General features: G+C 62.0%; 7 protein-coding genes and 1 pseudogene. 4 read left to right on the top strand and 4 right to left on the bottom strand.

The window, feature by feature from the left end; genetic code table 11:
- Positions 1-586: pseudogene (locus HX793_RS24240) on the bottom strand (type IV secretion protein Rhs); the annotation flags it as partial.
- Between the two features lie 253 nt (positions 587-839).
- Here HX793_RS24240 and HX793_RS24235 point away from each other — a divergent pair.
- Positions 840-3,341, top strand: coding sequence for a TonB-dependent siderophore receptor (locus HX793_RS24235; protein ID WP_177053761.1), 2,502 nt, complete (start codon positions 840-842; stop codon positions 3,339-3,341).
- A gap of 56 nt (positions 3,342-3,397) precedes the next feature.
- Here HX793_RS24235 and HX793_RS24230 read toward each other — a convergent pair whose 3' ends face one another.
- Positions 3,398-3,979: an LOG family protein gene (locus HX793_RS24230; RefSeq protein WP_177094368.1), complete on the bottom strand. Its 582-nt coding sequence runs from the start codon at positions 3,977-3,979 to the stop codon at positions 3,398-3,400.
- Between the two features lie 80 nt (positions 3,980-4,059).
- Positions 4,060-5,445, bottom strand: coding sequence for a MocR-like pyridoxine biosynthesis transcription factor PdxR (pdxR, locus tag HX793_RS24225; RefSeq protein WP_177094370.1), 1,386 nt, complete (start codon positions 5,443-5,445; stop codon positions 4,060-4,062).
- Positions 5,446-5,629: 184 nt separating this feature from the next.
- Here pdxR and HX793_RS24220 point away from each other — a divergent pair, with 184 nt between their 5' ends.
- Both HX793_RS24220 and HX793_RS24215 read left to right on the top strand, forming a co-directional pair.
- Positions 5,630-6,070 (top strand): carboxymuconolactone decarboxylase family protein, encoded by a 441-nt coding sequence (locus tag HX793_RS24220; protein WP_177062143.1) that lies wholly within the window; start codon positions 5,630-5,632, stop codon positions 6,068-6,070.
- 92 nt (positions 6,071-6,162) lie between these two features.
- Positions 6,163-6,492 carry a hypothetical protein gene (locus HX793_RS24215; RefSeq protein ID WP_025999890.1) on the top strand — a complete coding sequence of 110 codons (330 nt, stop codon included), beginning with the start codon at positions 6,163-6,165 and terminating at the stop codon, positions 6,490-6,492.
- A gap of 4 nt (positions 6,493-6,496) precedes the next feature.
- Here the strand turns inward: HX793_RS24215 and HX793_RS24210 are convergent, their stop codons facing one another.
- The gene (locus HX793_RS24210; protein ID WP_016978407.1) at positions 6,497-7,396 is read right to left on the bottom strand and encodes a LysR family transcriptional regulator; all 900 of its coding nucleotides are present in this window, start codon (positions 7,394-7,396) and stop codon (positions 6,497-6,499) included.
- 109 nt (positions 7,397-7,505) lie between these two features.
- On the opposite strand from HX793_RS24210, the gene HX793_RS24205 reads away from it, so the two are divergent.
- On the top strand, positions 7,506-8,543 hold the full coding sequence (locus tag HX793_RS24205; protein ID WP_177094372.1) for an AbrB family transcriptional regulator: 1,038 nt from the start codon (positions 7,506-7,508) through the stop codon (positions 8,541-8,543).
- Positions 8,544-8,587: the final 44 nt, after the last annotated feature.

Here is an 8,587-nt window from a genome sequence, read left to right as displayed (position 1 = left end):
GAATCGCCGCCCAACTGCCCGCTAGTACGCCACTGCCAATCGCGCTGGCGGTGGTCTGCTGCCAATAGGGTTTGAACTCTTTCCATTGCTCGCGCAGCCACTTCTCCAGGTCCGACGTCAGCCCGGCGTAGGAAGCAAACAGCGCATCGACCTGTTCCTCGGAAACGCTGCCTTGCACCCGCACCTGATAGCGGCCACCCGCCGCGCGGTGGTGCGAACCCTTACCCTGTTCATCCAGCATGACCACGGTAGAACTGCCGTCATCCAGCCCGATCACCTCCACCGGGATGTTGCCAATCGGCACGTCATACACCGACTCGAACAGGCTCTCGATCTTCAGCTCGCCGCCCACCGCGCACTGGGCCACGGTGGAGAAGTCGGTATCCGAAATACTCACCGACCGCTGCGAATCCCCCACCCGCAACACCCGATCCATCCCCAGCAGCGACGGCATGTCCAGCGCATGGCTCACCGAATCCAGCGCACGCGAATACCAGGCGTCCATCTGCTGGCGATAAATCACCAGGCTCTGATGGAAGCCATCCAGCTCAAATTCGATAAGGGCAATGTGGGAAGGGTGGGTCATCCGTGACGTCTCGGCAAAGGGCAAGGCGTCGGAGCATGCCGTAGCAAAACGCAGCGGGATGAACGGTTGAGAAATTCAGAAAGGGCTGGCTGAGCACGGGGAAAAAACGCAAAAAACCACCCCAAAGGGCTACAGAAAAAAGCGACAAAGCTGATTGCAACGCAACAGCTTAAATAAAAATCGCTCTGATCCTTGCCCGATTTTCCGACATGGCCGTCATGGTTTATAGAACCTCCCTTACGCAGGATTTCCCATGTCGCGCCTTGCTCGTCCCTTGCACCCACTGGCCTTGTCAGTGGCGATGGCTTTTGCCGCCGTGCCGTTGCTGACCGTCCAGACTTCCTTTGCCGAAGAGAGCATCAGCGCCGTGCGCAGTTTCTCGATTCCCGCCGGTGACTTGAGCCAGGCGCTCAATAGCCTGGCCGAGCAGGCGGGCCTGGTGCTGGCGTTTGATGCAAGCCTGACGCGCGGTAAGCGCAGCAAGGGTTTAAGTGGGCAGTACGACACCGATGTGGCGTTGAACCAGTTGCTCGCCGGTAGCGGCTTGCAGGCCTTGAAGATTTCCGCCGACCGCTACCGCCTGGAAGCTATCCCGGATAACGGCGGGGCCATGGAGTTGCAGGCCACCACCATCAGCGGCGCGTACCAGACTGAGAGCCCGACCGGGCCGGTGTCCGGCTATGTGGCCACGCGCAGTTTGTCGGGCACCAAGACTGACACCGCGTTGATCGAAACACCGCAGTCGATCTCCATCGTCACCAAAGACCAGATGCGTGCGCAAAACGCCGAGAGCCTCAACCAGATCCTGCGCTACAGCGCCGCCGTCATTCCGGAAACCCGTGGCGCCACAGCATCGCGTCTGGACCAGTTGACCATCCGGGGTTTCTCACCGGCCACTTATCTCGATGGCCTGCGCATGCCCTCGAGCCGTGACGCCTTACCGCAAAAGGACGCGTTCGACCTGGAGCGCGTTGAAGTGCTGCGCGGCCCGGCCTCGGTCCTTTACGGGCAGGGTACGCCGAGCGGCGTGATCAACATGGTCAGCAAACGCCCGCTGGACACGCCGTTTCACGAAGTAGGCGTGGAATACGGCACCTTCAACAAGAAACGCACGACCTTCGACTTGAGCGGCCCGTTGGACGATCAGGGCGTGTATTCCTACCGCGTGGCCGGGCTTTTCGACGATGCCGATGGCCAGGTAGAACACACCGAGACGCGCCGCCAGTCACTGTCCGGCGCCTTCACCTGGCGCCCGGACGACGCGACCTCGCTGACCCTGCTCGGGCATTTCCAGAAGGATCCCAAGGGCGCGTCCTACGGTTCGGTGCCGGCCTGGGGCTCGGTGCTGCACAGCCCGACCGGGCGCAGCATCGATGTGGACTTCTACGACGGCGAAAAGAATTTCGAGAAAAGTGACCGCGAGTACTTCAGCATCGGCTGGGCATTCGAGCATCACTTCGATGACGTGTGGACCGTGCGCCAGAATGCGCGTTACCTGCGTAGCGAAGGCCAGTACCGCAGCCTCTACAGCAACTACCTGATGGCGGATTACCGCACCATCCGCCGCTCGACCATTGCCAGCGATGTAGACCTGGACGCCTACACGCTCGACAACCAGGTGCAGGCCAAATTCGACACCGGCCCGTTGCAGCACACCTTGCTGATGGGGCTTGATTACCAGAACACCAGCACCGACACCAAGTCCGGCTCGGGCGTTTACACCGCTGGCCCGACCCTGGATATCTTCAATCCGGTCTATGGCGCGTCGGTCCCGGTGCCGGCCTACACCACCGACGGCACCTCGCGCAGCGAGCAGACCGGCGTGTACCTGCAAGAACAGATGAAATGGGACAAATGGGTCTTGTTGCTGGGCGGGCGCTATGACTGGGCCAGCACCGACAGCAGCACCAAGACGATTCGCACCGGCGCCAAATCCGAGTCGTCCCTGGACAGCAAAGCCTTCACCGGTCGCATCGGCCTGGTCTACCTCTTCGACAATGGCCTGGCACCGTATGCCAGCTACGCGGAATCGTTCAACCCGCAGTCGGGCACAGGCTACGGCGGTTCAGTGTTCAAGCCGACCGAAGGCAAGCAGTATGAAATCGGCATCAAGTACCAGCCGCCGGGCAGCAACAGCTTTATCACCGCGGCGATCTTCGACCTGCGCCAGACCAACGTGCTGACCACCGACCCGGACCCGACTCACCTGTGCGGCACCGGACGCTGCCAGAGCCAGGACGGCGAAGTGCAATCCCGTGGCTTTGAGCTGGAAGGCAAGGCCAGCCTCAATGACAACCTGGACATCACCGCGGCCTACGCCTACCTGGACAACCGCATCAGCAAGTCCAACAACACCGTGCGGTATGCACCCATCAGTGACATCGGCGTAGGCCCGGCCATCGCGGCTGAAGGCACCACCACCTACGGCGTGCCGCGTCACACCGCCTCGGCGTGGGCCGACTATACCTTCCACGATGGCAACCTCAAGGGCTTCGGTGCCGGTGCGGGGGCTCGGTATGTCGGCTCGTCCTGGGGTGATACGGCCAACACCCTTAAGGTGCCGGGTTACACCCTGTTCGATGCGGCCGTGCACTACGACATCCCGAACATCACCAGCCTGAAGGACAACCTGCGCCTGGCGCTCAATGCCACCAACCTGGCGAACAAAGAGTACGTTGCGTCCTGCTACTCCTATTCGTGGTGCTGGTATGGCTCGCAGCGCACCGTACAGGCAAGCGCCACGTACCAGTGGTGAAGTAAAAAGGCCTTGGCGAAAGGATTCGGGAGCAGCATCGCCAAGGCCGAAACGGGCTAGCGCTTAGCGGGCTCGATCCATTTGTTGACCACCGGCGCCTGCCACCGCCCAAGGGCATCGAGCAGGGCGCCGGGGTTGTCTTCGACGATCAGCATCTGGCAGTGTTCGGCCTTGATGAAGCCTTCCTGCACGCCGTGCGCGAACAGGCCCTGCAACGGCGCGAAAAACTGTGCGGTATTCAGGCAGGCCACGCCTTTATGATGCTCGCCCAATTGCGTCAGGGTCATCGCTTCCAGCAACTCCTCGAAGGTGCCGAGGCCACCGGGCAGGGCGATAAACCCATCGGCCAGTTCACTCATGCGCGCTTTGCGGCTGCGCATGTCTTCGGTGATTTCATAGGCGCTGAGCCCAGGATGCATGTGCCCGAGTTCATGCAGCAATCGGGTGATGACGCCGATCACTTCGCCACCCTCGGCCAGTGCGCTGTCGGCAATCACGCCCATCAGACCCTTGGCGCTGCCGCCGTAGACCAGGCGAATACCTCGTCGGGCGATTTCACGGCCCAGGGCTTTGGCGTCTTCACTGTAGCGAGGATGGGTGCCGAAGTTGGAGCCGCAAAATACCGTGAGACTGCGCATCAGAAATCCTGGCTGGGGGAGGGCGTCGCAGTTTCACGGCTGTTGGCCGACAAGCACAGCGCCAAGAAATCACCTGATGACTAGGCCACCCAGCATTCCAGGAGGCGCCGGCCCAATGCTTCGGCGCTGGCCTGGGAGTCGATGTTGGCAAATCCCAACAGCAGGCCGGAACCGGTGTGCTGCACGACATTCCATTCGCTCAAGGCTTCCGCGAAGAGACCGACGCTTGCCAGTTTCTGCACCAGCAAGCGGTCCGATTGCGGGGCCTTGAACCGCAGGATCAGGTGCATTCCGCCAGGTTGTGCATCAATGGAAATATGCGCGCCCAATACCTTGCGCAACCCGTTGGCGGTGGCTTCGCGGCGCTCGCCGTACAGCTTGCGCATGCGCTGGATATGCCGGGCGAAATGCCCTTCGGCGATAAAACTGGCGACGATGGCCTGGGTCAGTTCCGGGCAGTTGCCGAGGAAGCTCTGGCTGACCTGCTCGAAACGACTGACCTGGGAAGCGGGCACCACGAGATACGCCAGGCGAATGCCGGGGAACAGCACTTTGCTGAAGGTACCCGCGTAAAGCACCCGGCCCTCGCGGTCCAGGCTCTTGAGCGCCGGTAATGGGCGGCTGACGTAACGGTACTCGCCATCGTAGTCGTCCTCGATGATCCAGGCCTGTTCACGGCGGGCCCAGTCCAGCAGCTCCAGGCGGCGCGGCAGCGACAGCGACACACACAGCGGGCTTTGATGGGCGGGGGTGACGACCACGGCGCGGGCGGCGCTGAGGTGTTCTACGCAGAGGCCGTCCTGGTCCACAGGTATGGGGATGGACTTGATCTGCAAGTGGTCCAGCAGCGGTCGTGTGGGCAGATAACCAGGGTCTTCGACCAGCACCGCGTCGCCGGGTGAGAGCAACGCATGGGTGACCAGGCTCAGCGTGTTGCGGTAGCCCGACGTGACGAAGATCTGCTCCGGCGTGCAGTGGATTCCTCGGGCCACCTGCAAGTAACTGGCGATAGCGGTGCGCAGCGCAGGCAGGCCGTAGACCGGCGGGTTGCCCATGTCCGCCAGTTGCGTGGCGCGCACGCAGCGGGCGGCGATTTTCGACCAGATCTTGCGTGGGAAAGCGTCCAGCGCCGGCAGGCCCATCTGAAAGGGCAGTACGTGTGACCGTTGTCGCACGGCGTTGTAGGCCGTGATGACCACCGGCGTAGGCTGGGCGCTCTGGATGCCGTGCGCCACCACCGTGCCTGCCTGGCCGCGAGCCTCAAGATAACCCTCGGCGGTCAGTAATGCATAAGTGCTATCGATGGTACCGCGCGCGAGCCCCAACTCCTTGGCCAGCGCCCGCGCCGCCGGGACACGCTCGCCGGGCTTGAGCAGGCCTTCGGCGATGGCATTGCGAAAACGCCAGTAAAGCTGACGGTAGATCGGCTCGGCCGAGGTAAGGTCCAAAGGGGGCAACGTGTGCATGGGGAGAGATTTCCTGGTCGCGGCTGCCTTAACTGTAGCGGTTGCATGACCTGTACCCAAGGACCATAACTGCAACATTTGACTAGGCCATCATGGTCTGGTCACCGGGCCCATTCTTGGCTCTTCAGAGGTGAGCCATGGCGCTGCAACATGGTGCCTTCACTCAACCTCGACAGGATTCATCATGACCACTCGCCTCGATTACACCCAAGCATCCCCGGAAGGCTACAAGGCTTTCGGCGGCGTTTATGTCTACCTGCAAAACAGCGGCCTGCCCAAGACGCTGATCGACCTGGTCTACCTGCGCGTTTCGCAGATCAACGGCTGCGCCTTCTGCATCGACATGCACTCGCGTGACCTGCTCAAGCAAGGCCTGGCCGTGGACAAGCTGGTACTGGTGCCGGTGTGGCACGACGCACGGGATGTATTCACCGCCCGCGAGCGCATCGCCCTGGCTTTCGCTGAAGCGGTCACCCACAGCGACGTCTCGGACGCAGAGTACGCAGCGGCCGCCGCCGAGTTCAGCGTCAAGGAGCTGGCCGACCTGACTTACGGCATTGCCTTGATGAACGCCTTCAACCGTCTGGGCATCACTTTTCGCACCACGCCGGCTGCGGCCAACTGAAACCTTGCGCTATAAGGCAATTTAATGGCCCCTTTGTAACAAAATCCTCGCCAGAATCGCTTTTATTTTCAGGTGGTTAGGTGAGGATGCAAATGCGCTCTGTTGGAATCATGCTGATCGCCTGCTCCCTGGCCGGCGGCGCGGCTGCCGTGCAGGCACGGGAGCTGCGCGAGGGTGACAAGTACATGTGCAGTTGGGGCGCCGGCACCGCCGCCAGGGCCCAGGAACTCAAACTGTCGGGCGTGTCGTTGTACGCGGCGCGGCAGAAGATCCAAAGCATGAAGTTCAGCAAATCCTGGATGCGCATGATGGCCATGGGCATTACCGAACAGACCTACGACAGCCGTTCACGGCTCAAGCCCGAGGCGATCCGCCAGGGCTTCTATCAGGATTGCGTGCGCTACAAAGTCGCACGCAAATAATCGCTTAACGTGACAGCGGAGAGCTGGCGTCTTCCTGGAAATACACCTTCGCCGTCTCAATAAACCGCCGATTGGCCTGGGACAGGTATTCGCTGGCGCGCCAGCACAGGTTGAAGTGCATGAACTGCGCCGGCTCGAATGAAACGCCGGCCAACCCTGGCTCTTGCTCCTGCACCGACCGCAGCAAGGTGGACACGCCCATGCCGTTGCGCGTGGCAGTAATCACCAGCGGCACGAAGTTGCTTTCCAGGGCGATGTTGAAACGCACGCGGGCGTTGCTGCAAAAGGCGTCCAACAGATGGCGTTGCAGGAAGGTGTTGTCGAACACCAGCATCGGTTCGTGTTGCAGCCGCTGCGCCGCAATGGACGAGTTGCCCGCCAGCGGGTGATCTTCGGCCATGCACAACACCATCTCATCGCTGCCGAGCAGCACCGACTCCCACGCCGGATCAACCCGCCGCGACTCGAGCAGCGCCACATCGATGTCCCGCGTGGCCAGGCGTTCGCTGATGTCATCGGCGCTGCCTTCCACCACATGCATGGCAATGCCGGGGTACTGGGCGCGAAATTGCATCAGCAAGTCGGGAATATGGCGGATGCCGTACATGGGCGGCACGCCCACGCGGATTTCGCCGCTGTGCAGTTGAGTCAGGTCCTGCAATTCACGGCGGGCCCCGGCCAAGCCTTCAAGGCACGCCTCGGCGCGTGCCAGGAACAGCTGGCCTTCGGCAGTCACGCTGATCTGCCGCGTCGCGCGGTTGAACAGGGCCACGCCCAACTCATCCTCCAATCGGCTCACTGCCATGCTCAGCGCCGGCTGTGCCACGTGCAATGCCTGGGCGGCCTTGGTGAAGCTGCCTTGACGGGCGATCTCGACGCAGTACTCCAGCGCTTTCAGGTTCATGACGGCTCGCATAACAAAGAGTGATAGCTGGTTTCACAAATAGATATTTTCTGTGATGAGAGCAAGTCTATAGCCTGTCGGCATTCTTCTCCATGCCGAGTACCCCACCATGCCCAACCATTGGCTCTTCACACTGATTATCGGCGCGTTGGGCGGCAGCCTTGCCAGTTGGGCGGGGTGGCCGTTGCCCTGGGTGATCGGTTCGCTGGTCGCCGTGATGCTGACCCGTTGCGCCGGCAGCCTGGTGCCGGAAATTCCCCACGGCCGCCAGGCCGGGCAACTCATCGTGGCGGTTGCCATCGGCTGTCATTTCACGCTGCCGGTGATGCAGCAGGTGGCGGCACATCTCGGGCTGATCGTCACGGCGGTGTTGCTGACGCTGGTACTGGCGCTGTGTTCGGTGCTGATCCTGCATCGTTGGGGCGTGCCGTTCAGCACAGCGTTCTTCGCCTTGATGCCGGCCAACTCCAGCGAGATGGTGCACCTGGGCCGCCAACGCCAGGCGGACACCAGCTTTATCGCCGCCGCCCATAGCATCCGATTATTGCTGATTCTTTTGACGGTGCCGGCTGTCGCCACTTTCGGCATGCCCCCCGTCGCTGCACATGCGCCGTTGCCGGTAGTCTGGCCCTGGTTGATCTTCATCCTCGGTGTGGGCTGGCTGGCGGCCCTGGGCTTCAAGCAGTGCAAGTTGCCTAACCCCTGGACCTTCGGGCCGTTCCTGATTTGCGCGGTGGGCGTGGGCTGCAATCACCTGTCGATGAGCATGCCGGGTTGGCTCAGCGGCAGCGGCCAGTTGCTGATCGGCTGCGCATTGGGCGTCGCGTTTGACCGCAGTTTCTTCCAGCGCGCACCGGGCCTGCTGGGCAAAGTGCTGCTGCTATTGACCGGTTCGGTGATCGCCAGCGCATTGGCCGCCTGGGCGCTGGGTGCCGGGTTGGGCATGCCGTGGCTGTCGCTGGCCCTGGGCATGATGCCCGGCAGCGCGCCGGAAATGAGCCTCACCGCCGAGGCACTGGGTCTGGCCGTTACATTGGTGACGGCGATGCAGGTAATCCGCATGTTGCTGATCCAGGCGGCGTGCCTGCCGTTGTATCGCCTGTTGGATCGGTCGCCTCAAGCACCGGCCAGTGCAAAATCTGCGTAGACCTGTCCAACTTCGCCCCGGCGCCACTCGCCATACTGGCGCCA

The organism is Pseudomonas reactans, from assembly GCF_013387025.1.
Lineage (GTDB): Bacteria > Pseudomonadota > Gammaproteobacteria > Pseudomonadales > Pseudomonadaceae > Aquipseudomonas > Aquipseudomonas reactans.
The sequence above is the reverse complement of the archived record's forward strand: the minus strand, read 5'-3'. Positions and strand labels throughout refer to the sequence as shown.

Bases quoted from the DNA above. Each gene is read 5' to 3' on its own strand.
- HX793_RS24235 (WP_177053761.1), top strand. From the start codon at position 840: ATGTCGCGCCTTGCTCGTCCCTTGCACCCACTGGCCTTGTCAGTGGCG.
- HX793_RS24230 (WP_177094368.1), bottom strand. From the start codon at position 3,979: ATGCGCAGTCTCACGGTATTTTGCGGCTCCAACTTCGGCACCCATCCT.
- pdxR (WP_177094370.1), bottom strand. From the start codon at position 5,445: ATGCACACGTTGCCCCCTTTGGACCTTACCTCGGCCGAGCCGATCTAC.
- HX793_RS24220 (WP_177062143.1), top strand. From the start codon at position 5,630: ATGACCACTCGCCTCGATTACACCCAAGCATCCCCGGAAGGCTACAAG.
- HX793_RS24215 (WP_025999890.1), top strand. From the start codon at position 6,163: ATGCGCTCTGTTGGAATCATGCTGATCGCCTGCTCCCTGGCCGGCGGC.
- HX793_RS24210 (WP_016978407.1), bottom strand. From the start codon at position 7,396: ATGAACCTGAAAGCGCTGGAGTACTGCGTCGAGATCGCCCGTCAAGGC.
- HX793_RS24205 (WP_177094372.1), top strand. From the start codon at position 7,506: ATGCCCAACCATTGGCTCTTCACACTGATTATCGGCGCGTTGGGCGGC.